The sequence below is a fragment of the Microtetraspora malaysiensis genome, from assembly GCF_050947145.1.
Lineage (GTDB): Bacteria > Actinomycetota > Actinomycetes > Streptosporangiales > Streptosporangiaceae > Microtetraspora_A > Microtetraspora_A malaysiensis.
Genome location: NZ_CP191998.1, coordinates 5414504 through 5438204, shown reverse-complemented (window position 1 = coordinate 5438204; position 23701 = coordinate 5414504). Strand labels below are relative to the sequence as shown.

At 70.0% G+C, this 23701-nt stretch carries 19 protein-coding genes; 13 read left to right on the top strand and 6 right to left on the bottom strand.

What is annotated here, in order from left to right; genetic code table 11:
• Positions 1–45 precede the first annotated feature (45 nt).
• Together ACQP1V_RS25725 and ACQP1V_RS25720 are read left to right on the top strand one after the other, a co-directional pair.
• On the top strand, positions 46–5382 hold the full coding sequence (locus ACQP1V_RS25725) for an amino acid adenylation domain-containing protein (RefSeq protein WP_433412469.1): 5337 nt from the start codon (positions 46–48) through the stop codon (positions 5380–5382).
• 228 nt (positions 5383–5610) lie between these two features.
• Positions 5611–6645, top strand: a complete 1035-nt coding sequence (locus ACQP1V_RS25720) for a TolB family protein (protein WP_433412467.1) — start codon at positions 5611–5613, stop codon at positions 6643–6645.
• Between the two features lie 105 nt (positions 6646–6750).
• Here the strand turns inward: ACQP1V_RS25720 and ACQP1V_RS25715 are convergent, their stop codons facing one another.
• Positions 6751–7695 (bottom strand): FAD-dependent monooxygenase, encoded by a 945-nt coding sequence (locus tag ACQP1V_RS25715; protein ID WP_433412465.1) that lies wholly within the window; start codon positions 7693–7695, stop codon positions 6751–6753.
• 74 nt (positions 7696–7769) lie between these two features.
• Between ACQP1V_RS25715 and ACQP1V_RS25710 the strand changes: the two genes are divergently transcribed.
• Positions 7770–7904 (top strand): hypothetical protein, encoded by a 135-nt coding sequence (locus ACQP1V_RS25710; RefSeq protein ID WP_433412463.1) that lies wholly within the window; start codon positions 7770–7772, stop codon positions 7902–7904.
• Between the two features lie 10 nt (positions 7905–7914).
• Here ACQP1V_RS25710 and ACQP1V_RS25705 read toward each other — a convergent pair whose 3' ends face one another.
• Positions 7915–8676, bottom strand: a complete 762-nt coding sequence (locus ACQP1V_RS25705) for an IclR family transcriptional regulator (RefSeq protein ID WP_433412462.1) — start codon at positions 8674–8676, stop codon at positions 7915–7917.
• A gap of 70 nt (positions 8677–8746) precedes the next feature.
• Between ACQP1V_RS25705 and ACQP1V_RS25700 the strand changes: the two genes are divergently transcribed.
• From ACQP1V_RS25700 to dmpG, 3 genes are read left to right on the top strand one after another with little or no spacing between them, the layout of a single operon-like run.
• On the top strand, positions 8747–9571 hold the full coding sequence (locus ACQP1V_RS25700) for a 2-keto-4-pentenoate hydratase (RefSeq protein ID WP_433412460.1): 825 nt from the start codon (positions 8747–8749) through the stop codon (positions 9569–9571).
• Entirely contained in the window at positions 9568–10512 is a 945-nt protein-coding gene (locus ACQP1V_RS25695) for an acetaldehyde dehydrogenase (acetylating) (RefSeq protein ID WP_433412458.1), read from the top strand. The genes ACQP1V_RS25700 and ACQP1V_RS25695 overlap by 4 nt, the downstream gene beginning before the upstream one ends.
• The gene (dmpG, locus tag ACQP1V_RS25690; RefSeq protein WP_433412456.1) at positions 10512–11537 is read left to right on the top strand and encodes a 4-hydroxy-2-oxovalerate aldolase; all 1026 of its coding nucleotides are present in this window, start codon (positions 10512–10514) and stop codon (positions 11535–11537) included. Before ACQP1V_RS25695 ends, dmpG begins: the two co-directional genes overlap by 1 nt.
• A gap of 25 nt (positions 11538–11562) precedes the next feature.
• Here dmpG and ACQP1V_RS25685 read toward each other — a convergent pair whose 3' ends face one another.
• A complete protein-coding gene (locus tag ACQP1V_RS25685; RefSeq protein WP_433412454.1) occupies positions 11563–12009 on the bottom strand; it encodes a hypothetical protein in 447 nt (148 codons plus the stop codon).
• 140 nt (positions 12010–12149) lie between these two features.
• Between ACQP1V_RS25685 and ACQP1V_RS25680 the strand changes: the two genes are divergently transcribed.
• The 4 genes from ACQP1V_RS25680 to ACQP1V_RS25665 all read left to right on the top strand — a co-directional run bounded on the left by ACQP1V_RS25680 (position 12150) and on the right by ACQP1V_RS25665 (position 16505).
• Positions 12150–12419 (top strand): hypothetical protein, encoded by a 270-nt coding sequence (locus ACQP1V_RS25680; RefSeq protein WP_433412452.1) that lies wholly within the window; start codon positions 12150–12152, stop codon positions 12417–12419.
• Positions 12419–13264, top strand: a complete 846-nt coding sequence (locus ACQP1V_RS25675; RefSeq protein ID WP_433412450.1) for an alpha/beta fold hydrolase — start codon at positions 12419–12421, stop codon at positions 13262–13264. Before ACQP1V_RS25680 ends, ACQP1V_RS25675 begins: the two co-directional genes overlap by 1 nt.
• A 277-nt stretch (positions 13265–13541) precedes the next feature.
• Positions 13542–14990: an argininosuccinate synthase gene (argG, locus tag ACQP1V_RS25670; protein ID WP_433412448.1), complete on the top strand. Its 1449-nt coding sequence runs from the start codon at positions 13542–13544 to the stop codon at positions 14988–14990.
• Positions 14991–15269: 279 nt separating this feature from the next.
• Positions 15270–16505, top strand: a complete 1236-nt coding sequence (locus ACQP1V_RS25665; protein ID WP_433412446.1) for a GNAT family N-acetyltransferase — start codon at positions 15270–15272, stop codon at positions 16503–16505.
• 46 nt (positions 16506–16551) lie between these two features.
• Here the strand turns inward: ACQP1V_RS25665 and ACQP1V_RS25660 are convergent, their stop codons facing one another.
• Positions 16552–16887: a hypothetical protein gene (locus ACQP1V_RS25660; protein WP_433411371.1), complete on the bottom strand. Its 336-nt coding sequence runs from the start codon at positions 16885–16887 to the stop codon at positions 16552–16554.
• A 100-nt stretch (positions 16888–16987) separates the two neighbouring features.
• On the opposite strand from ACQP1V_RS25660, the gene ACQP1V_RS25655 reads away from it, so the two are divergent.
• Entirely contained in the window at positions 16988–18121 is a 1134-nt protein-coding gene (locus tag ACQP1V_RS25655; RefSeq protein ID WP_433411369.1) for an IS630 family transposase, read from the top strand.
• Positions 18122–18201: 80 nt separating this feature from the next.
• Here the strand turns inward: ACQP1V_RS25655 and ACQP1V_RS25650 are convergent, their stop codons facing one another.
• Positions 18202–18939 carry an ABC transporter permease gene (locus ACQP1V_RS25650; protein ID WP_433412444.1) on the bottom strand — a complete coding sequence of 246 codons (738 nt, stop codon included), beginning with the start codon at positions 18937–18939 and terminating at the stop codon, positions 18202–18204.
• A 42-nt stretch (positions 18940–18981) separates the two neighbouring features.
• A complete protein-coding gene (locus tag ACQP1V_RS25645; RefSeq protein WP_433412442.1) occupies positions 18982–19899 on the bottom strand; it encodes an ABC transporter ATP-binding protein in 918 nt (305 codons plus the stop codon).
• A 761-nt stretch (positions 19900–20660) separates the two neighbouring features.
• Here ACQP1V_RS25645 and ACQP1V_RS25640 point away from each other — a divergent pair.
• Entirely contained in the window at positions 20661–22508 is a 1848-nt protein-coding gene (locus tag ACQP1V_RS25640; RefSeq protein ID WP_433425940.1) for a choice-of-anchor P family protein, read from the top strand.
• A 615-nt stretch (positions 22509–23123) separates the two neighbouring features.
• A complete protein-coding gene (locus ACQP1V_RS25635) occupies positions 23124–23618 on the top strand; it encodes a hypothetical protein (protein ID WP_433412440.1) in 495 nt (164 codons plus the stop codon).
• Positions 23619–23701 lie beyond the last annotated feature (83 nt).

Here is a 23701-nt window from a genome sequence, read left to right as displayed (position 1 = left end):
CAAGAGACACGACACCGCGGTCACGCGACCGACGGAGGAGACCCGATGACCATCAGCGACGAGCGCCAGAGCGCTCTCGCCGCCAGGCTGGCGGCGGCGCGCCGCGCCGCCGCCCAGGCCGCCCCCGCGATCCCCGCCAGAGGGACGGCCGACGGCCCTGCCGCTCTTTCCCCCACCCAGGCCCGGCTGTGGTTCCTCTCCCAGCTCGACGACCTGGCCGCGTACAACGTGCCCGCCGCCGTGCGGCTGCGCGGGCCGCTCGACTCCGACGCGCTGCGAAGCGCCGTACGGGATCTCGCCGACCGGCACGAAGTGCTGCGCAGCCTGGTCACCGACGGCGGCGCCACCCCGGTCGAGGCCGACCGGGTCCCGATCACGGTCGAGGACCTCGACGACCCCGACCGGCTGGAGACGCGGCTGCAGGAGGAACTGGCCCGCCCGTTCGCGCTGGACTCCGAACCGCCCACCCGCGCCCTGCTGCTCCGCCTTCCCGGCGGCGAGGAGCACGTGCTGGCGCTGACCGTGCACCACATCGCCTTCGACGCGTGGTCGCGGAACCTCGCGCTGGCCGAACTGGCCGCCCTCTACGCGGCACGGCTCGGCCTGGCCGAGCCGCCCGCGCCGCCCCGGGTGCAGTACGCCGATTACGCGGCGTGGCTGGCCGGGCAGCCGGAGGGCGACCTCGCCTGGTGGACCACACGGCTGGCCGGACTCGAACCCGTCCTGGACCTGCCGGTGGACCGGACGCGACCGTCGATCGCGGACTGGTCGGGCGCCACCATCCCCGTACGGCTGACGGCCGAGCGGACCGCCAGGATCCGGGAGGTCGCCGCCGAGACCGGCTGCACGCCGTTCATGGTGCTGCTGGCCGTGTGGCAGGAACTGCTCGGCCGGATCTCCGGAACCGACGACGTGCCGGTCGGCGTGCCGGAGGCGGGGCGGCTCCACCCCGAGACCGCGCGCATGCTGGGCTGCTTCGTCAACACGCTCGTCCTGCGCGGCGACAGGTCCGGCGAGCCGACCGGCCGCGAGCTGCTGGCCCGGACCAAGGACGCGGCGCTGGACGCGCTCACCCACCGGGACGTGCCCTTCGACCGGATCGTGGAGCACCTGCACCCCGAGCGCAGCCTCGCCACCACGCCGATCTTCCAGGTGATGCTCAACGTCCTGGAGGACCGCCCCCAGGCCCTGGAGTTCCCCGGCCTGACCGCCGAGCCGATGCAGGCCTCGCTGCGCACCACCAAGTACGACCTCAACCTCGCCTTCGTCAACGACGGCGAGGAGTACGACGGCGAGCTCACCTACCGCACGGACCTGTTCGACGAGCCGACCGCGCGGCGCATGACCGGCTGGTATCTGAACCTGCTGGAGGGCATGCTCGCCGACCTGGACACGCCCGCGGCGGCCGTGCCGCTGGAGCCGGTGAACGGGCCGATCGTCGCGGGCACCCGGATGGGCATGGACCTGACCCGGCCGCTGCACGCGGTCATCGGTGACCGGGTCCGGCACACGCCGGAGGCGGTCGCGGCGGTGGACGCCACCGGCTCGCTGACCTACGGGGAAGTGGACCGGCTGGCCAACCGCCTGGCCCACCACCTCGTGGCGGCCGGGGTACGGCCCGACGAGCCGGTCGGCGTGCTCGTCGACCGGCACCGCGGCCTGGTCCCCGCGCTCCTTGGCGTGCTGCGGGCCGGCGGCGCCTACATGCCGATGGAACCCGCCTACCCCGACGACCGTCTCGCGTACATGATGGAGACGGCCGGCGCGCGCGTGGTGCTGGCCGACCCCGAGCACGCCGCCCGGGTCCCCGGCGCGCTGATCCTGCCCGATCTCCTGGCCGACGGGCCCGACGACCCCCTGGACGTCGACGTCACCCCCGGCCACCTGGTCCACGTGATCTTCACGTCCGGTTCCACCGGGCGGCCCAAGGGGGCCGGGATCGAGCATCGGTCGGCGATGCACTACCTGCACGGTGTCGCGGAACTGGTGCCCGACACCTACGCCTCCTACGGCGTGGTCTCCACGATCGCCTCCGACCTGGTCATGACCTGCCTGTACGGCGCGCTCGTCCGGGGCGCCGCGGTCCACCTGGTGGACCAGGACGCGGCCACCGACCCGGAGGAGTACGCCGCCCACCTCGAGGCGCATCCGCTCGACGTCATCAAGATGGTGCCCAGCCACCTTGAGCTGCTCGCCGCCCACGGCGACCTGGCCCGGCTGCTGCCGCGCCGGCTGCTGATCCTCGCCGGTGAGGCGACGTCGTGGGAGCTGGCCGCGCGCATCCGCGCCGCCCGTCCGGATCTGGAGGTGCAGATCCACTGCGGGCCGACGGAGACGATGGTCTCGGTCCTCGGCGGCCGGCTGCCCGACACGCCGTCGGGGTCCGGGTCGGTCCCGCTGGGCCGCCCGCTGCCCGGTGTCGACTGCTACGTCGTCGACCCGGGGGGACGCCCGCTGCCCGCCGGCGTGCCGGGTGACCTGTGGGTCGCCGGCCCGAGCCTGGCCCGCGGCTACCTGAACCGGCCCGACCTGACCGCCGATCGGTTCGTCCCCGATCCGGTGACGGGGACCAGCCGCTGCTACCGGACCGGCGACCGGGTCCGGCTCAACTCCGCCGGGCTGGTGGAGTTCCTCGGCCGGGTCGACGACCAGGTCAAGATCAGGGGCTTCCGGGTGGAGCTGGGCGAGGTGAAGGCCGCCCTGCAGGAGCAGCCCGGGGTCCGGGAAGCGGCGGTGCTGCCGGTCGGCGAGGGCCGCTCGCGGCGGCTGGCCGCCTGGCTCGCGCCGGCCTCCGTGGACGTCGCCGAGATCCGCGCGGGACTGCGTGATCGGCTGCCCGACTACATGGTCCCGAACGCGATCGTCGTCCTCGACGAGCTGCCGCTCACCCCGCTGGGCAAGGTCGACCGGGCCCGCCTGCCGATCCCCGAGGCGACGCCCGCCGGAGAGCGGGTCGCGCCGAGCACGCCCACCGAGCAGCGGATCGCCGCGGTGTGGGCCGGCATCCTCGACGTGGACGCCGACGACTTCGGCGTCGACGACGACTTCTTCGCCCTGGGCGGCGACTCCTTCCGCGCGGTACGCGCCGTCCGCGAGATCGATCCGGCGCTGCGGGTGATCGACCTGTTCACCCGGCCCACGATCCGCGAGCTGGCCGCCCACGTTGACGGCGGCGGCGAGGCCGCGGCCGGGCTGCTGCACCGCCTGGCCGGTCCGCGAACGGCCACCCGCACCGTCGTCTGCCTGCCCTACGGCGGCGGATCGGCCGCCGCCTACCAGCCGCTCGCCGCCGAGCTGAGCCGTACCTCGCCCGGCACGGCGGTGCTCGCCGTCGAGCTGCCCGGCCACGACCCGGCCCGGCCGGACGAGGCCATGCTCCCGATGCCGGAACTGACCGAACGGCTCGTGGCCGAGCTGGCGGACGTGTCCGGCCCGATCGCGCTGTACGGCCACTGCGTCGGCTCGGCCGCCGCGACCGAGCTGGCGCTGCGGCTGGAAGCGTCCGGGAAGCAGGTCGCCGGCGTCTTCGTCGGCGGCAGCTTCCCCGACGCGCGGCTGCCCGGACGGCTGTCGGCCTGGTGGAACAAGAAGTTCCCCGCACACCGCTGGGCCAACGACCGCGTCCAGCGGGACTTCCTGCGGACCCTCGGCGCGCTCGACGACGACTTCGGCGACACCGAGATCATGCTGCGCGGCCTGCGGCACGACGTCAGTGAGGCCCAGGCGTGGTTCGGCGGCCGCCTCGACTCTTCCGCCGATCAACGCAGGCTCACGGCGCCGCTGGTGTGCGTGATCGGTGAACGCGACCGCGCGACCGAGCTCTACCAGGAGCGCTACCGCGAGTGGGGGGCCTTCGCCGAGCGGGTCGGGCTGGCCACGATCCCGCGGGCCGGCCACTACTTCCTCAAGCACCAGGCCGAGACCCTGGCCCGGCTGATCGAGGAGCACCTGGACCGCTGGGCCGGCGGCGACCTGCCCGAGCCGGTCGCAGAGGTCGAGGTCTCCGGTCAGAGCGCCCGGCGGGACCTGCGCCGCTTCTACACGGTCGCGGCCGGCCAGACCGTCTCACTCCTCGGCGCGGCGCTGACCTCGTTCGCGCTGGGCGTGTGGGCCTACCAGGAAAACGGCCGCGTACTCGACTACGCCGTCGTCACCATGCTCGCCCTGCTGCCGTCGATGCTGGGGGCGCCGCTGGGCGGCGCGGTCGCCGACCGCGTGGACCGGCGGCTCGTCATGCTGGTGTGCGACGGCGTCTCCGCCGTGGCCACCGCGGCCCTGGTGATCCTGTTGTGGCTGGGACGGCTGGAAGTCTGGCAGGTGGGCATCATCGCCGGGCTGCTGTCGCTGGTGTCGGCCTTCCACCGGCCCGCCTATCTGGCGGCGGTGGCGCAGCTGGTGCCCAAGCCGTACCTCATGCAGGCCAACGCGCTGGCGAACCTCGGCACCGGCCTGGGCATGCTCATCGGCCCGCTGGGAGGCGCCGCGCTCATCACGATGATCGGGCTGCACGGCGTGGTGGCCGTGAACATCGTCACGTTCCTCGCCGGGCTCGGCACGCTGCTGCTGGTGCGCTTCCCCGACCGGCTGTTCCACCGCCTGGAGGAGTCCTTCGGGCAGGCCATCGTCGGCGGCTGGCGCTTCCTCATCCGGCGCCGCCCGCTGATGATCATGATCGGGTTCTTCGTCGTGATGAACTACCTGAACATGCTCGGGCTGGCCGTGACGGTGCCCACGGTGCTGTCGTTCAGCGACGTCGCCGGCGTGGGTACGGTCACCGCGATGCAGGGCCTGGGCGCGGTGATCGGCTCCCTCGTCATGGTGTTCTGGGGCGGCACCGAACGGCGCGCGATCGGCATGGTCGGGTTCGTGATCGGTTTCGGGGCCGGGGTGCTGCTCGTCGGGTTGCGGCCCTCACTCATGCTGGCCGCCTTCGGCGGGCTGATGTCGTGGGTGTTCCTCAGCGTGCTGAACGCGCACTGGCTCGCCCTCATCCAGCTCAAGGTCGGCCTGGAGCTGCAGGGCCGGGTGCTGGCCACCAACCAGATGCTCGCGGTGTCGATGACGCCGCTGGCGTTCCTCACCGCGCCGCTGCTGGCGGACGACGTCTTCGGCCCGCTGCTCGTCCAGGGTGGCCCGCTCGCGGATACCGTGATCGGCGACATCGTCGGGGTCGGGCCGGGACGCGGCGTCGGGCTGCTGCTGGCCGTCTGCGGCGGGTTGCTGATGCTCTGGGGCGCGCTGGGGCTCTGGTACCGGCCGCTGCGGCTCATGGAGGACGCGCTGCCCGACGCGGTGGCGGGCGCCGAGATCGCCGAGGATCTGGACGCCGTCCAGGTCGAGGCCGACGCCGCCCTGCTGGAGGGGGCCGGTCAAGCCCGGTGAACCACGCGTGTCCACCCCGGCTCCCGGCTCCTTGGTAAGGAGCCGGGAGCCGGGGCACGAACCACGCGCAGGGTTGCCAAGAGCTCGGCGGGGCCCTCCCTTTTCGCGCGCGGCCGGCATGCGGCGATCAAGTGGGCTGCAAGCGGGTGGCCTTTCACTGCGTGCACAAGCCCGGATGGCGCAGTCAAGGGCCAGACCGGGACGTGCCCGCTATTTCAGGAGATCTTGATGAAGCGCACCGCGCTCCCTCCGGCCGCCGACGCGATCGCCGGCCGCGCCGCCACGATCCTCGCCACCCCCGCGTTGAAGCTGCGCGTTCTTTCCGGACTCGCCCTTGTTCCTGCGTTGCTGACCCCCGTGCTGCTCACACCCGATGCCGCTCTCGCCCGCACCGCCACTGCCGACGGAGCCGGTGCGGCCGCCACGGCCGTTGGGACCACGAGCGCGGCGCCGAAGCCGCTCGAGGGGGTCGCCGTCTACTTCAAGGAGGGCAAGGGGAATCCGATCAGCCGGTACGACCCCAGTAACGGGTTTACCAAGATCGGCAGCGCGACGGACGCATGGCAGTTCTCCGCCTCGCCCGACGGTACGAGGCTCGCCTGGATCACGCTGGATGGCAAACTCCACGTCGGGGACGGGAGCACGTCGAAGATCGTGGCCAAGGGTGCCGTCGCCGGAGGTCCCTGCACCACGCCGGTCTGGTCCCCCGACTCCACCCAGGTCGCCTACTTCCCCAAGAGCTATGCCGACAATGCGCCGCTGATGGTTGTCAACGCGGACGGCACGGGCGCGCGCAAGGTCGGCAAGACGTTCGGCGTCTGCCACCTCGCCTGGTCCGCCGACGGACGCCACCTCGCCGGGTATACCGGGACGACGGACGGTGTCTATGTTTTCGACATGAAGACCGGGACCTCGGTCCGGGCCAAGGGAATCAAGCTGGCCAACCACGTGCAGAGCCTGTCGCCGGACGGCAGGAAGGTCGTGGTGCACACGCTGTCGCCGGAGGCTCCGGGGGGAGACGGGGGGTGGCCGGTGGGGTTCAGGCCGACGATCGTCGACACCGTCACCGGCAAGAAGGTACCCATCCCCGTCAAGGGGACCAAGGTGAGCGCGTTCTACCTCGCCGACGGCCGCTTGGTGGTCCGCGTCCTCGGTCGCACGCACAACACCCTGGTGGTGCTCGACTCCGCCGGCAGGGAACTGCAGCGCCTCGCTGAGCCGGCGCAGACGCGAAACCAGGGCCTGCTCCAGATCGTCAGATGACCCTGCCGACCTCACATGATCGGCTGGAGTCGTACCACGAGGCGGGGACGTGACCCCGGTGCCGGCTCGGCGACGAAGACCGCCGAGCCGGCACCGGCGCCTCAGTCACAGTGGTGCTGAATCGAGGGGGATCGGGCGGAACATCTCCGGCTCGTCCTCGGGGGTCAGCGCCGTGGGACCGAAGATCCAGTCGACGAATGCGTAGTCGTGGACGCCGCGGCCGCGCAGCAGGGCGTTGCGCTGTAGCCGCCGGACGCCCTCGAGATGCCACAGCTCGCCCCACGCCCGGGCGGTGGTGACAACCCGGCGGCAGTGCTCGGGCCGTACCGCCTCGTAGGCGGCGAGCACCCTGTCCCAGTCCACGCCCGAGCCGTCCTCGGTGCGCTGGGCGCGCTGGGCGGCGACGTGCTCGCCGAGCACCCAGCCGTCCTCGATCGCCATGATCGCCCCCTGTGCCATGTACTGCAGGGGCGGGTGCGCGGCGTCGCCGAGCAACGCGATCCGGCCGGTCACCCAGGTCGTGATCGGGTCACGGTCGTGCATCCGCCACCAGCGGTCGCGCCACATCAGCGGCAACCCCTTCTGGACCTGGTCGCAGGTCCCCGCGAACGCCGCGTCCAGCTCGTCGGGGGTTCCCCAGTCGCCCTCGCCGGCCAGCGCCTTCGGCGACTCGAAAACGGCGACCTGGTTGAACGTCTCGCCGCCCCGCAGCGGGTACTGCACGAAGTGGCAACGCGGGCCGACGTACACGACGACGTCTTTCTCGTGGATGTCGTTGCCGGTGACCGTTTCGAACGGCACGGCGCCGCGGTAGGCGACGTACGCCGAGTTCACCGGCTCGTCCCCGACCAGCAGCTCGCGGGCGACCGAGTGCAGTCCGTCGGCGGCGATCACCACTTCCGCCTCGTCGACGCCGCCGTCGGCGAAACGGACTCGGGCGGCGCCGTCGATGTTCTCGTACCGCGTGCAGTGGGCGTCGGTCAGGAGCTCGACGCCCGCCCGGTCACAGGCGCGGAGCAGGATTCCGTGCAGGTCGCTGCGGTGGATCACGAGGTAGGGGTGGCCGTAACGGCGTTCGACGTCGCGAGCGCACCGAGCGGGGTGTGGTCGCGGTGGGGTGCCCGGTGAGGGACCGCGCCGGCGCGACCGCCGCGGCGTTGTCGATCGCGATGCCCAGCGTCCGCTACTCCTCGAAGCAGGTCACGCCGCTCATCGCCGCGATCACGGCCGCGGCCGACGCGATCACCCGCGCCCTCTGAGGCGCCCGGTTCAACGGAGGAGGTCGCGCCGGCGCAGTGTGCTGCCGAGCGCGGCCGCCGCCGCCCGCACCGCCGTCACGTGTCCCTCGGGCCGGAACCTGTGGCTCGGCCCGGCCACGCTGATCGCGGCGAGCGGCTCGTCGCCGCGCCCCAGCACCGGCGCGGCGACGCACACGAGCCCGACGGCCGACTCCTCCTGCTCGAACGCGACGCCGGTCTCGGTGACGCGCTGCAGCTGGCGCCGGAGGATGCCCGGCGCGACGACGGTGTGCGGCGTGCGCCGCTCGAGCGTCCCGGCCAGCAACTCACGCCGCAGGTCGGCGCCGGCGTACGCGAGCAGCGCCTTGCCGATCGCGGTGCAGTGCAGCGGCATCCGCCCGCCGGTGCGCGAGGGCGCCTTGGCCTGACGGTGGCCGCCGATCTTGGCGACGTAGACGACGTCGTGGCCCTCCCGCACCCCGAGATGGACGGTCTCGTGGGTGCGTTCGTAAAGGTCCTGAAGGAACGGCATCGCCACCTCGAGCAGGCTCCGCTCCAGCGACGCGAGCATGCCGAGCTCGAAGAGGCCGCCACTGAGCCGGTAGCCGCCGTCGACCCGTTCGAGCAGGCGGTTGGCGACCAGGTCGCCGGACAGCCGGTGCACGGTCGCCTTGTGGAGGCCGGTGCGCCGCACCAGCTCGGCGAGGCTGACCGCCCGGTCCTCGGCCCGGAAGGCGCGCAGGATCGTCACCGCCTTGCCCAGCACAGTGTCGAGGTCAGCCGGTCCTGTCACGCCCGCAGCGTATCGCTGAACGAGACGAAGTGCTGGTTCGGCGCCCACCCCCGGCCACACAGTGGGGGGTGTGACCGAAACCACCGGGCTCGCCACCGCGAGCCAGTCCGACATCGCCGCCGCGGCCGAGCGGCTCGCCGGGGCGTCCGCGTCCGGCGTGCCCTGCGCGCCCGTGCGGGACCTGATCGGCCGGGACGACCTGGCCGCCGCGTACGCCGTCCAGGCGGCGCTCACCGGGCGCCGCCTCGCCGCCGGTGCCCGGATCGTCGGCCGCAAGATCGGCCTGACCTCGGAGGCCGTGCAACGGCAGCTCGGCGTCGACCAGCCCGACCTCGGCGTCCTCTTCGACGACATGGCGTACGCCGACGGGGACGCGATCCCGGTCGGGCGGATCCTCCAGCCGCGGATCGAGGCGGAGATCGCGTTCGTGCTCCGTGCCGACCTGGCCGACGGCCCGCTCGACGCGGCGCAGGTCCGGGACGCGATCGAGTACGCCGTCGCCGCGCTCGAGATCTGCGGCAGCCGGGTCGCCGGGTGGGACATCAGCTTCGGCGACACGGTCGCCGACAACGCCTCCTCGGGCGCCTACGTGCTCGGGACGGAGCGCCGCACCCTCGACGAGTTCGAGCCGGTGGACGTCGTGATGTCGATGAGCGTCGACGGCGAGGAGGTCTCCACCGGGACCGGCGCGGCCTGCCTCGGCGACCCGATCGGGGCGGTCGTGTGGCTGGCCCGCATGGCCCGCGACCTGGGCGAGCCGCTGCGCGCGGGGCAGGTCGTCCTCTCGGGCGCCCTCGGCCCGATGCGACCGGTCGCCGCCGGCGAGACCGTCACCGCCACCCTGTCCGGCCTCGGTGCCGTGCGGGTCCGCTTCAGCGAAGGAGCAGCGTCGTGAGCAAGACGAAAGTCGCGATCATCGGGTCGGGCAACATCGGCACCGACCTGATGATCAAGGTGTTGCGCGGAGCGCGGCACCTCGAGATGGGAGCCATGGTCGGCATCGACCCCGAGTCCGACGGCCTGGCCCGCGCCGCCCGGCTCGGCGTCCCGACCACGCATGAGGGCGTCGACGGGCTGATCGCGCTGCCGGGCTTCGACGAGATCGGCATCGTCTTCGACGCGACCGCGGCCAAGGCACACGAGGTGAACGCGGCGAAGCTGACCCCGCTCGGGAAGCGGCTGATCGACCTGACCCCGGCGGCGATCGGGCCCTACGTGATCCCCGCGGTCAACCTCGACGAGCACCTCGACGCGCCCAACGTCAACATGGTCACCTGCGGTGGCCAGGCCACCATCCCGATCGTCGCCGCGGTCGGCCGGGTAGTGCCGGTCGAGTTCGCCGAGATCGTCGCGTCGATCGCGTCGAAGTCGGCCGGCCCGGGCACCCGCGCCAACATCGACGAGTTCACCGAGACGACCTCGGCCGCCATCGAGCAGGTCGGCGGGGCGCGCCGCGGCAAGGCGATCATCATCCTCAACCCCGCCGAGCCGCCGATGATCATGCGGGACACGGTCTTCTGCCTCGTCACGGCGCCGGACCCGGCCGCACGCGAGGAGATCCGGCGGTCGGTCGAGAAGATGGTGGCCGACGTCGCCGCCTATGTCCCCGGCTACCGGCTCAAGCAGCAGGTGCAGATCACCGAGATCCCCGCCGACCAGCCGGTCGGGACGCTCCTCGCCGACGGCGCCTCCCGGCCCACCCACCAGGTGTCGGTCTTCCTCGAGGTCGAGGGCGCCGCGCACTACCTCCCGGCCTACGCCGGCAACCTCGACATCATGACCTCCGCCGCCCTGCGGGTGGCGGAGCGCATCGCGGCAGGGAAGGCGGGCCTCTGATGGGCACTCCGATCTTCGTCCAGGACGTCACACTGCGCGACGGGATGCACGCCCTACGCCATCGGATCACCCCGGAGGACGTCAAGCGCATCGTCACCGCGCTCGACCGGGCCGGTGTCGACGCGATCGAGGTCGCGCACGGCGACGGCCTCGCCGGAGGGTCGCTCAACTACGGTCCCGGGTCGCACACGGACTGGGAGTGGATCGAAGCCGCGGCGTCAGTGCTGGTGAACGCCCGCCTCACCACGCTGCTGCTGCCGGGCGTCGGCACCGTTCACGAGCTGAAGCGCGCCCACGACCTCGGCGTACGCTCCGTCCGGGTCGCCACGCACTGCACCGAGGCCGACATCTCCGCGCAGCACATCGCCGCCGCGCGCGACCTCGGCATGGACGTGTCCGGCTTCCTGATGCTCTCCCACATGGCCCCGCCGGAGGAACTGGCCCGGCAGGCGAAGCTGATGGAGTCCTACGGCGCGCACTGCGTCTACGTCACCGACTCCGGCGGCAGGCTCACGATGAACGACGTGGCCGCGCGGGTCCGCGCGTACCGCGACGTCCTCGACGCCGGGACCGAGATCGGCATCCACGCGCACGAGAACCTCTCGCTGTCGGTCGCCAACTCCGTCGTCGCGGTCGAGAACGGCGTCTACCGGGTCGACGCGTCGCTGGCCGGTCACGGCGCGGGCGCGGGCAACTGCCCGCTGGAGGCGTTCATCGCGGTCGCGGACCTCTCGGACTTTGAGCACCGATGCGACCTGTTCCAGCTCCAGGACGCCGCGGACGACATCGTCCGCCCGCTGCAGGACCGTCCGGTGCGGGTCGACCGGGAGACCCTCACCCTGGGGTACGCCGGCGTCTACTCGTCGTTCCTCCGCCACGCGGAGACCGCCGCCGCGCGGTACGGCGTCGACGTCCGCGACATCCTCATGGAGTGCGGCCGCCGCCGGCTCGTGGGCGGCCAGGAGGACATGATCGTCGACATCGCGCTCACGATCGTCGGCGAGCGCGAGAAGCGGACCGCCTGACCGTCGCGCCGGCCCGGGGCCCGCCTCAGCGGCCGGCGATCAGCGCCTCGCCGATCGCCACCATGGCGTCGGCGAGCTGCTCCATGAACTCGGAGATCGGCTTGCCGTCCTCCGACTGGAGCGAGACGACCGCGCCGTCGAATCCGGCCATGCCGAAGTGGGCGAGGGCGTCCGCGACCGTGTTCGCGGCGTCCTCGCCCTCGCCTATGAACGACGAGCGGATCATGTGCCGCATGTGGTCGCGGCCCTCGTCGCGGACCGCGATCACGGTCCGCATCGCCTCCGGCGCCTCGGCGGCCTCGTTGCTCATCACCAGCACCAGCAGCAGGCGGATGAACTCCTCCCGGTGCGCGAAGACCTCGCCCGTCTTCTGCAGGTACCACCCCAGACGCTCGCGCGGGGTGCCGCCCGCCGGCGGATTCCGCTGGGCCTCGCGCATGGCGTCGAAGAAGCCCTGCGCCCCCTGGGCCATGACGGCCGAGAGCAGCCCCGCCTTGGACGCTTGACGCGCTGGTCGAGAAGATCCGCGCGGCCGGGGTCGAGGTCACCGAAGGCGACGACGCCCTCGCCGCCGCCCGCAAGGTGGAGCGGATCTTCGTCACCACGGACCCCATGGGCAACCGGGTCGAGCTGGTCACCGGCCTGGCCGACGCCGCCACGCCGTTCGCGTCCGCGAAGCTGCTCGGCGGGTTCGTGACCGGCGTCGGCGGCGCGGGCCACCAGGTCCTCCTGGCGCACGGTGTCCCGCGCGAGACCTACCTGCACTTCTACGTCGACCTGCTCGGCTTCAAGATCAGCGACTTCATCGTCGAGGAGCTGGCCCCGGGCGTCGTCGCCGAGCTGCTGGCCGCCGCGCCCGCGCTGAACGGAGAGATCAACTGATGACCCTCAACGCCAAGGACATCGCGCGCACCGTCCGGACCGAGGACTGGACGCTCCGCTACTACGAGGCGGGCTCCGGCCACCCGGTCGTGCTGCTGCACGGCAGTGGACCGGGCGCGACGGGGTGGAGCAACTTCGCCGGCAACATCGAGGCGCTGGCCGAGCACTTCCACGTGTACGCCGTCGACATGCCCGGCTGGGGCGAGTCGGACCCCGCGACCGTCGACCGGCTCGACCACGTGAAGGCGGTGATCCAGTTCCTGGACGCCCTCGGCATCGAGAAGGCCGCGTTCGTCGGCAACTCGATGGGCGGCCAGACCTCGCTGCGGCTGGCCACGGAGCACCCCGGCCGGATCTCGCATCTGGTCACCATGGGTCCGCCGGTCGGCCGGATGCCCACGCTCTTCGGCGCCGGCGACGGCCCGTCCGAGGGCCTGAAGGTGCTGATCGAGGCCTACCGCGACGCGAGCCCGGAGAACATGCGCCGGCTCGTCGAGATCATGGTCTACGACAAGGCCCGGTTCGCCACCCCCGAGCTGTGCCAGGCGCGTTCTGATGCCGCGCTCGCCCGTCCGGACCACCTGCGCAACTACGTGGACGGCCTGCCGAAGGGCGCCCCGCTGCCGAAGTGGGTCGAGCCGGAGCTGCTGCCGACGATCCAGGTGCCGACCCTGCTCATCCACGGCCGCGACGACCGCGTCGTCTCGTTCGAGACCTCGCCGTACCTGCTGGCGAACATCCCGAACAGCCGGCTGGTGCTGCTCAACCGCTGCGGGCATTGGGCGATGATCGAGCACGCCGACGAGTTCAACCGGCTGGTCGCGGACTTCATCGCGAACAACTGATCCGGCGGTTTCACGTTCATTCGGTCGCGGAGCACGGGCGGTGAGGGCGGTCGCCGACTCGCCGGGCTCCGCGACCGAGGCGTGCGCGGTCCATCACCTTTGTGATCTACACCGTAAAGATGCCGTGCCCTTCGGGGGATGGATCATGCGGACGCCGAGATCCTGCGCGATGTGGGGCCGGTAGGGCGCCCGCACAGCTCGGTGGTGGTGTGCGGTCGTGTCGCCACAGCGCGGCGGCATTGCATGGCCATGCACGAGTATGCATATACTTGTCCTCATGTCCAAGGTCCTCACCTCTCTGCCTGTTGGCGAACGTGTCGGTATCGCCTTCTCCGGCGGCCTCGACACCTCGGTGGCTGTCGCGTGGATGCGGGAGAAGGGTGCCGTGCCGTGCACCTACACCGCTGAAATCGGCCAGTACGACGAGCCCGACATCGCCTCGGTGCCCGGGCGCGCCATGGCGTACGGCGCGGAGATCGCCCGGCTGGTCGACTGCCGCGCGGCCCTTGTCGAGGAGGGGCTCGCCGCCCTGGCCTGCGGAGCGTTCCATATCCGGTCCGGCGGCCGCACCTACTTCAACACCACCCCACTCGGGCGGGCGGTCACGGGCAGCCTGCTGGTGCGCGCGATGCTCGAGGACAACGTGCAGATCTGGGGGGACGGCTCCACCTTCAAGGGCAACGACATCGAGCGGTTCTACCGTTACGGCCTGCTCGCCAACCCCTCCCTGCGGATCTACAAGCCGTGGCTCGACGCCGACTTCGTCAGCGAGCTCGGCGGTCGCAAGGAGATGTCCGAGTGGCTGCTCACTCATGAGCTTCCCTATCGGGACAGCACGGAGAAGGCGTACTCCACCGACGCGAACATCTGGGGCGCGACGCACGAGGCCAAGTCGCTCGAACACCTCGACACGGGCATCGAGAGCGTTGAACCGATCATGGGCGTGCGGTTCTGGGACCCCGCCGTCGAGATCGCCACCGAGGACGTCACGATCGGCTTCGAGCAGGGACGGCCGGTCACGATCAACGGCAAGGAGTTCACCTCCGCCGTCGACCTGGTGCTGGAGGCCAACGCGATCGGCGGCCGGCACGGTCTGGGCATGTCCGACCAGATCGAGAACAGGATCATCGAGGCCAAGAGCCGGGGCATCTACGAGGCGCCGGGGATGGCGCTGCTGCACGCGGCGTACGAGCGGCTGGTCAACGCGATCCACAACGAGGACACCCTCGCCAGCTACCACAACGAGGGACGCCGGCTGGGCAGGCTGATGTACGAAGGCCGCTGGCTGGACCCGCAGGCGCTGATGCTGCGCGAGTCGCTCCAGCGCTGGGTCGGGACGGCGGTCACCGGCGAGGTGACCCTGCGACTGCGGCGCGGTGAGGACTACTCCGTCCTGGACACGTCCGGACCGGCGCTCAGCTACCACCCGGACAAGCTCTCCATGGAGCGGACCGAGGACTCGGCCTTCGGGCCGGTCGACCGAATCGGCCAGCTGACGATGCGCAACCTCGACATCGCCGACTCGCGCGCCAAGCTCGAGCAGTACGCCAGGATCGGCATGGTGGGCAGGGCACATCCGATGCTGATCGGTGCCGAACAGGCGGCCTCGACCGGTCTGATCGGCGCGATGCCCGAGGGCGGGGCCGAGGTGATCGCCTCCCGCGGAGAGGTCACCGCCGACGACGAGATGCTCGATCACGCCGCGATGGAGTCCGGCACCGACTGACGGCACCGACTGACGGCCGCGACGGAGACGGCCTCAGCCGGAGTTCCTGCCGGTGAGTTTCACACGCGCACCACGATGGCGAAGGCCGCGGGGGTCGGCGACTCTTTCGCCGACCCCCGCCGCTGTTGGCGAGCGGTGGCCGCGGGCGGTGCCGTGCTCCACGCAGGACAGGCTGCGGACGTGCCACCGATCGGCAGGTCGTCTTTCATTGCGTCACTTCGGGACGACTCGAGGGAAATCCGATGGACGAGGCGGTCCAAGTGATGCGATAGTCCCGCCGTGACCGCGACCACCATCTTGTCCACGCCCACGCCACTGGCCGACGGCCTCGTCCTGCGAGAGGCGCAGCCCGCGGACCTCGACCAGATCGGCGCGCTCCTCGCCGACCGCATGGACGCGGCCGACGCCGTCGACCACCGGCTGGTCGTCACCGACCCCGACGCCGGCTGGTCCGCCTGCGGCGTCGTCGTCGACGGCGACCGGGTCGTCGCCACCGCGACGCTCCTCGACGAAGACGTACACGTCGGCGGCGTCCACCTGCCCGCCGGCCAGGTCGAACTGGTCGCCGCCGACCGCGAATACGAAGGACGCGGACTCGTCCGGGCGCTCATGAAATGGGCCCACCACCGATCCGCCGCCCGCGGCCACGTCGTCCAGACGATGATCGGGATCCCGTACTTCTACCGGCTGTTCGGCTACGAGTACGCCATCGACATCCCACCGGCGCTGACCGTGCGCACCCCGCCGCCCGGCGAGGGAACACCCGCGCTCCGCGCCGCCCGGCCCTCCGACATCCCCGCCATGGCGGCCCTGCAGGACGCGACCCAGAGCCGGTTCGACGTGGCCATGCCGCACTCGGCGGCATGCTGGCGATGGCTGCTGGCCCACGAGGCGAGCAACCTCTGGGTCCTTGAGCAGGACGACACCGTCACCGCCGTCGGACGCACCACGCCCCCCGGCGACGAGGTGCTCCTGGCCGAGGCCGCCGCACGCGACAAGGCGGCGGCGCGGGACCTGCTCCGCGGCGTCGCCGCACTGGTGCCCGGCAGCGAGGTGCGGGTCGTCCACCGGGCCGGCACCGTGACCGCCGCCGCCTGGCAGGAGTTCCTCGACCACGAACCGCGTAAGCAGGCGGAGCAGTACTACGTCCGCATCCCCGACGTCGCGGCGCTGCTCGACCGGCTGCGGCCGCTGCTCCGGCACCGGCTCACCGCAGCCGGGATCGATCACACCGGCCGCGACATCGTCATCTCCACCTTCGGAGCCCACTACCGGATCCCGGTCCACGCGGACGGCCTCGGCGAAGTCGTCGCCGGCGGCGCGATGCAGAGTCCCGGAGTCGTGGGAGGCGCCGGAGTGGCGCCCGACTACCTGCCCGCCCTGCTGTTCGGTCCGCACGGAATCGAGGGGCTGACCCGGCTCCGGCCGGACGTCTATGCCAGGGAGAAGGAGCTGTTCCAGGCGCTCTTCCCGCCGCTCACCGCCGACCTGCTCACCTACTACCTGCCGTACTAGTGCAGTGCCGCAAAGATCCCTGAGGGGTTCAGGTGATCACTCGGAGTCAACCCTCTGATTCTGCAAGGTGGACACGGCAGGCACACTCCAGTGCCTCGCTGGGCGTGCCGACGCGGCTGCCGCTCGGCAGGATCGAGGGCTCGTAATCCTCGCTACTGGCCCGGTAGATCGCGAACCCCCAGGCGTCGGGATCGCCGAGGTACTCGATCCGGGCCAGCGGGAAACCCTCATCGCTTTCGTCGTCATCGAAATGCCCGGTCAGATAGCCGAAAGAGCCCTTCCAGCGGACGGTCACCTCTCCCAGCTGAGGCCAGTGCGTGAAGGCATAGGAATCGGCGTCCTCTTCGACGAGGACTTTGACCTGCTTGGGCGGTACCGGCATGGTGACGATTGTGGCCGATAGCGGTGTGTTGGTCCCGCTTCGACACCGTCAGCACTGCATCCTCGGGCGATCACTCGTGACCACCGAAGGATGGGAGTTCATGGCTGGACCGGTCAGCGAGGTCGTCATCACCATCGGTCATCGCCGCAGGAGGCGCCTCAACAAAATCATCAGCAGGCACTCCAGCCCGCAGTCGTTGGTGCTGCGCGCCCGGATCATCGTGCTGATCGCCGACGAGCGCCTGCCGGTGGCCGCGGTCGCCGAACGCTTGTCCACGACAGAGACGACCGTCCGTAAATGGCGCGACCGGTTCGCCGCGGGCGGCATCAAGGGGCTGGTCGACCTGCCCCGGCCGGGCCGCCCCGAACTCTACGGCCCCCAGGTGCGGTTACGGGTGATCGCCTGCGCAACCAGCACCCCGCCCGAGGGACAGGCGGCCTGGACGCACACGACGATCGCCGCCCACCTGGCCGATACCGGAATCTCCGCCTCCCAGATCGGGCGGATCCTGGCCGAGGCCGACCTGCGGCCGCACCGCGTCCGGGGCTGGCTCAACCGGCTCGACGATGAGCAGTTCTGGCACCTGGCCGGCGCCGTCTGCGACCTGTACCTCAACCCGCCCGAAGGTGCGGTCCTGCTCAGCGTGGACGAAAAGACCGGAATCCAAGCCAAATCCCGTAAACACCCCGAGATCTGCGCTCGGCCCGGCCGGCCCGGCCATGCCGCCCGGCGGGAGTTCGAATACATCCGCCACGGCACCGTCTCCATCCTCGCCGCGATGGACGTCCTGACCGGCCAGATCCTGGCCGAACGAATCGACCGCAACACATCTGCGACCTTCATCGCCTTCCTCATCCTGCTCGATCAGATGATCGACCCGGCCCTGGACATCCACCTGATCCTGGACAACGGCGCCAGCCACACCTCCAAGGCCACCCGCGCCTGGCTGGCCGCCCACCCCCGGTTCACGGTCACCTACACGCCCAAGCACGCCAGCTGGCTCAACATGATCGAGATGTGGTTCTCCGTGCTGACCCGCCGCCTTCTCCGCCGCGGTGATTTCACCTCCCGCGAGAACCTGATGCAGCAGATCGACACGTTCACGATCCGCCATAACGCCACCGCGCAGCCGTACCGGTGGCGCTACGACGCACGCGCCGACCACATCCGCTACCTCACCCGGCGCGATCAGGAACGGACACGTGCCGCACTCTTGAAGAAGACAGCAAGTTGAGCACGTACCGTTACGACTCGGACCCCTTAAGGATCTTTGCGGCGCTGCACTAGTGTCCTGCGCCCGCCGGTCCCGGCGGTCTACTCCCAGCGGAAGAGGCGGGCGGCGGCGACACCGAACACCACGGCGTACCCGGCCAGCACCGCCAGAGTGGTGAGGGAGGGCGAGCCGCTCGCTGCCGCGTCGTTGAACGCCAGGACGGAGGCGCCCAGCGGAGTGAAGTCACCGATCGTGGCGACCGCGGCCGGCATCAACTCCCTGGGCACGTAAAGCCCGGCGAAGAACATGAGCGGGAAGAACAGCGCGCTGCCCATGCTGGTGGCGGCCTTGGTGGTCGACAGCACAGAGGCCAGGAAGAGCCCGATGGCCAGGAGCGTCCCGACGGAGAGCAGGAAGGCGAGCAGGAAACCGCCGACGTTGGACGGCAACTTGACGCCCCAGAGCAGCCCGGCCGTGCCGAGAACCAGCACAGTGGTGACGATCGCGGTGGCCATCTGCACCACGAGCTGGGCGATCAATACCCGGGCCGGGCCGACGGGCGTGGTCGAGAGCCGGCGCAGGATGCCCTTCTCCCGGTACCCGACCAGGTATCCCGGGGTGATGAAGAGGGCGAGCAGCGCGAAGGACATGACCAGCACGACGGGCGTGTAGTAATCGATGCCGCGTGCGCCGAGCTCCGGGCTGTACTTCCGCGACGACGGGATGCTGCCGATGATCACCACGAGGGCGACCGGGAAGATCAACGTCCAGAAGAACGCGGCGGGGTCGCGTAGGAAGAGCTTGAACTCCACGGCAGTGAGTCGCTTCAGGGCCCGCACTGTCGTCTCCTTACTGGGCGGATGAGGGGTGACTGAGGCGGATCACTGGGCGGAGTGGTCGAATCGGCGGCCGGTCAGGGCGATGAAGGCGTCGTCGAGGCTGGCCTGTTCGGCCCGTAGGTCCATGGCGACGATCTGGTGCTGGACCAGGACCGAGGTGACGGCGTGCACCAGGTTGCCGGTACCGGTGACCACCACCTGCCGGCCGTGCCGTTCGACGGAGGTCACCTCCGGCAGCACGGTCAGCAGCGTGTCGTCCAGCGCGGAGGCCGGCCGGAAGCGCACCTTCTGCTCGGTGTCCACGTGGGCCACCAGGCCGGTCGGTGTGTCCAGGGCGACGATCTTGCCGCCGTCGATGATGGCCAGCCGATCGCAGAGCCGCTCGGCCTCCTCCATGAAGTGCGTGACCAGCAGGACGGTGATGCCGCGGTCGCGGACCTGCTCGACCAGCTCCCAGGTGTCTCGGCGTGCGGCCGGGTCCAGGCCGGTGGTCAACTCGTCCAGGATGGCGACCTTGGGGGATCCGACCAGGGCCAGGGCGATGGAGAGCCGCTGCTTCTGGCCGCCGGAGAGCTTGTTGAAGGCACTGTCGGCCTTGTCCTTCAGCCCCACGTCGGCCATCAGCTCGCGCCAGTCGGCCGGGTTGTCGTAGAAGGACGCGTAGAGCTCCATCGCTTCGGCGACGCGCAGCTTGTCGGGCATCTCGCTCTGCTGCAGCTGCATGCCGAGAATGTGGTGCAGCTTGGCGGCGTCGCGCTGGGGATCGAGACCGTACACCGAGATGCTCCCGCCGTCCGGCTTGCGCAACCCGGCGACGCACTCCACCGTGGTGGTCTTGCCGGCGCCGTTCGGGCCGAGGATGCCGAAGATCTCGCCCTCCTCGACGGTGAAGGACAAGCCGTCCACGACGACCTTCTGGTCGTACTGCTTGCGCAGGTCCGACACGACGATCACTGACACGGTGTTCGTCTCCTTGCCGCTCGGTGCAAGCTCCGGCGATCGGCGGTCACATTGATCATGGCATGCTGCACACACGAAAGTGAACCCAATTGGCATTTCGTCGTGTATTTCCAACACCGGGCATGCTCTGACTGAGGCCGTCTTTGAGTGATCACCCACGGACGGGAACGGGCTCCTGGTAGCTGCGGTGTCGCCTACGCAACTCGGCAGCCAGGAGCCCGTGGTGTCGGTTTACACGCCTGCGGTCTTGGACGCCAGCGGTTGTGCCTCGCCAGGGTGCCGGAGTCATGACCGGAAGCAGTCGTATCCGTCGGATCTGACCGATGCCGAATGGGCATGGGAGGCCGTCGGTCGACTCTACGGCGATGCTCATATCCGCAATTCAGCCGGTCCGGATGACGGGAAACGGCCGCTCTTTTTTTAAGCGGCAAACTGCGGATCGCTCATTTCATTGGGCATATCTGAAAAAATCTCGGAAAAGATCGTTCCTCACGGACGCCTCTCATCAGCACGGAGTGGCCGACTGCGGCCAGCCGGGAACTTGCCGTAAGCGGCCTATTTACATCTATTCGCCGACCGGTCGCCATATGGCCGTGGCCACAAAGTCACCGGGGTTGTCAACCAATGCGATTTGGTATCCGCTCGCGTCAAAACGTGAGGAGAGGGCGTCCCGGGTGGCCCAATCATAGAAATTCTGCACGGCCAGCGATCTCAAATTCCGTATGGCATAACGCCACACCAGAAGGAATGACACCGTGAGAATGACGCGAAGATTACGGGCCGCCGTGTGCGTGGTGGTGGCCGGTGCAATGCTGGTGGCCGGGGCAGGGGCGGCGTTCGCCGCGCCCGGAGTCACCCCGGCGGATGTGACGCTGAACCTGGCCCCGGGCGGATCGACGACGATCGCCAAGACCGTGTCCGCTCCGGCGATCCCGCCCAAGCCGGATATCACGTTCCTGATCGACACAACAGGGAGCATGGGCGGGGTCATCTCGAACGTGCGGACCAATGCGAACACCATCTTGTCCAACGTCGCTTCGGCGCAGCCGGACGCGCAGTTCGCGGTTGCCGAGTACAGGGACGTGTCGGCGGACGCGATGTCGTTCCGGGTGGCGCAGAACCTCACCGCCAACCAGACCGACGTCACCAATGGTCTCAACTCGCTGGTCGCGATGGGCGGCGGCGACTTCCCCGAGGACGGCATCAACGGTCTGTTCCAGGTCGCGTCCGGGGAGGTCCACTTTCGGCCGAACAGCTCTCGGGTCGTGTTGCTGATCGGGGACGCCCCCAGCCATGACCCCAGCAACGGCCATACGCTCGCCGATGCGATCGGCGCCCTGCAGGCAGCCGACATCACCGTGCTCGCGTTCGACCTGTCCGGGCTGGACTCGACCGGGCAAGCGACCGCAATCACCAACGCCACGGGTGGACGGCTGTTCTCCGGCATCAACCCCTCGGAGGTCAGCGACACCATCCTGGCGGCCCTGCACAACCTGCCGGTCACGGTCACCCACCAGCTGCGCGACTGCGACCCGAACCTGTCGGTGTCCTTGACCCCGGGCAGTCGGACGGTGACCAGCGGCGATGACGCCACCTTCACTGAGACCGTCTCCGTCGGCGCCGGAGCCATACCGGGAAGCACCATTACCTGCAAGGTGGACTTCCTGCTCAACGGCGTCCTGTCGCCAGGCTTCACTGAAACGATCAGCGAACACGTCCCAAAGGCGACCCCATCGATCGCCACGACGCCATCGGGCCCGGTGCCCGCGGGCGGGAAGGTCTCTGATTCAGCGGCCCTGTCCGGCGGGTACCACCCGACGGGCACCGTCACGTTCCAGCTGTTCGAGCCTGGTGACACCGGCTGTGCGACGCCGATCGCCACCCGCACCGACACGCTGTCCGGCAGCGGCACCGCCGCATCCGGCAACGTGACCATCGGCGCGGCCGGCACCTACCGGTGGGCCGCCACCTACAGCGGCGACGCCCACAACAACTCCGCCACCTCACCGTGCAGCGCCGAACAAGTCACCGTCACGCCGCAGCGGCTGACCGGACGGGCTTACGGCCTGACCGCCGACGCCTCCCTGGCCGGCATCCAACTGGTCAGCATCGCACCCACCCCCGACACCGGCCACATCTCCACCACCTCGACCAGTACCACTTCGGTGCCCTGCACCGCCGCCCTCAGCGGACTGATCATCGCGCACACCCTGTGCGCCAAGGTCGCCACCACCGAATTCCCCGGCAAATCCGTGGCCACCGCCTCCATCGACGACGCCACCATCGGGATCACCGGCATCCCTGTGATCACCGTCAAGACCATCAACTCCAGCTCCACCACCACCTGCGCTGCATCCAGCGGAACCACCACGATCGCCTTCCTCAAGGTCGGCAACACGGTGGTCATCGCAGAACCCACCAATATCCAACCCAACACCACGGTCAACGTCGGCGTCGTCAAGCTCGTCCTCAACGAGCAGACCCCATTCACCACCCCCGACACGGGCCTGACCGTCAACGCCGTCCACATCACCGTCGACGCCCTCGGCCTGGCCAAGACCAACGTCGTCCTGGCCTCCTCCGAAAGCGATATCGGCAACTGCCCATAACCCAATCCACCTGAACCAATCAATCCCGAGGCCGGGCGGAACACCGTAGCTCCGCCGGCCTCGGCCGGGCTTCAGGCGCCCCGGGGTCGCTTTGCTCCGCATGGGCGGTCTCGCCGCCGGTCCCGCCGGCCGGGCCGAAGACCGCGTCCGGGACACCGCGTGTGCCGCAGCCCACCACCATGATCAGCAGCAGCATCGGAAACGCTGACCCGCTCTGCTTGGGATAGGCCGGGCTTGCCCGAAATCTCCATAAATCTCCCGGCTCGCCCGGACGTGATCCCAGATAAGCCCTCAGCAGGAGGCGTGGTTAGGGGTATCCGCTCCGTCCGGCGATGCTTGAGCCCGGCCGCAAAGAGACAGAGGAGCGCGTGGCGCTGGAGTCGAACGAGCGGCGAATTCGTGCGCAGTTGCGTTTCTTTCGTGAGCTCATCCGGGCGCCGGCCGGGCAGGGTGATCCTTATGCGAAATCCCTGACCGTGCCCGACGACCCTTTTCCGCACTACGAGGAACTCCGGGCCCGCGGCCCGCTCTTTCGCAGCGCGCTCGGCACCTGGATGACGACGAATCACAAATTCGCCAACGAGGCTTTGTTCGACCGGCTACTCGGCGGGCACCATGATCGGCACGGTGATCGCCGGTGTCGCCGCAGTCGTCGCGCTGGTCATCGCCATTCGCAGCTACGACCTGTCCGTGCGCACCTACGACCTTCAGATCGCGGACCGCAACGAGCGACTCACTAGCGAGAAACGCGAGGTAGCCGGCCGGATCACCTGGTGGCGTGAGAGCTACGCGCGAGAGGCGGGAACGAACAGGTATTTCGAGCCGCTGGTGATCGTGCAGAACTCTAGCAGCGAGCCGGTTAGCGTTTACATCCTGAACGACTACTACCTCGACGGAAAATGGTCGAAAGGGTGGTCCAGTAAGGGCGTGATGCCGCCATGCACCCTCATACGCCACTATCCGCTGGAATCCGTTGGGTCGTTGATGAGGCAGAAGTACCGAGAGCCCTTCAACAAGGCGACATATACGTTGTACTTCATTGATTCGACAGGCAACGGATGGTCCAGGGACACTGAGCCATTGTCGGTAACGGCTTGTCGCGCTGGGTAACGAGCGGGAGCGATGGCGGGCAGGATGATCAAAAAGCGTAAAGCCCCTGGTAGAAGTGGTCTTGACTAGAGATCAACTTCCGG

Bases quoted from the DNA above. Each gene is read 5' to 3' on its own strand.
- ACQP1V_RS25725 (WP_433412469.1), top strand. From the start codon at position 46: ATGACCATCAGCGACGAGCGCCAGAGCGCTCTCGCCGCCAGGCTGGCG.
- ACQP1V_RS25720 (WP_433412467.1), top strand. From the start codon at position 5,611: ATGAAGCGCACCGCGCTCCCTCCGGCCGCCGACGCGATCGCCGGCCGC.
- dmpG (WP_433412456.1), top strand. From the start codon at position 10,512: ATGGGCACTCCGATCTTCGTCCAGGACGTCACACTGCGCGACGGGATG.
- ACQP1V_RS25685 (WP_433412454.1), bottom strand. From the start codon at position 12,009: ATGGCCCAGGGGGCGCAGGGCTTCTTCGACGCCATGCGCGAGGCCCAG.
- ACQP1V_RS25680 (WP_433412452.1), top strand. From the start codon at position 12,150: ATGGGCAACCGGGTCGAGCTGGTCACCGGCCTGGCCGACGCCGCCACG.
- ACQP1V_RS25675 (WP_433412450.1), top strand. From the start codon at position 12,419: ATGACCCTCAACGCCAAGGACATCGCGCGCACCGTCCGGACCGAGGAC.
- argG (WP_433412448.1), top strand. From the start codon at position 13,542: ATGTCCAAGGTCCTCACCTCTCTGCCTGTTGGCGAACGTGTCGGTATC.
- ACQP1V_RS25660 (WP_433411371.1), bottom strand. From the start codon at position 16,887: ATGCCGGTACCGCCCAAGCAGGTCAAAGTCCTCGTCGAAGAGGACGCC.
- ACQP1V_RS25655 (WP_433411369.1), top strand. From the start codon at position 16,988: ATGGCTGGACCGGTCAGCGAGGTCGTCATCACCATCGGTCATCGCCGC.
- ACQP1V_RS25640 (WP_433425940.1), top strand. From the start codon at position 20,661: ATGACGCGAAGATTACGGGCCGCCGTGTGCGTGGTGGTGGCCGGTGCA.
- ACQP1V_RS25635 (WP_433412440.1), top strand. From the start codon at position 23,124: ATGATCGGCACGGTGATCGCCGGTGTCGCCGCAGTCGTCGCGCTGGTC.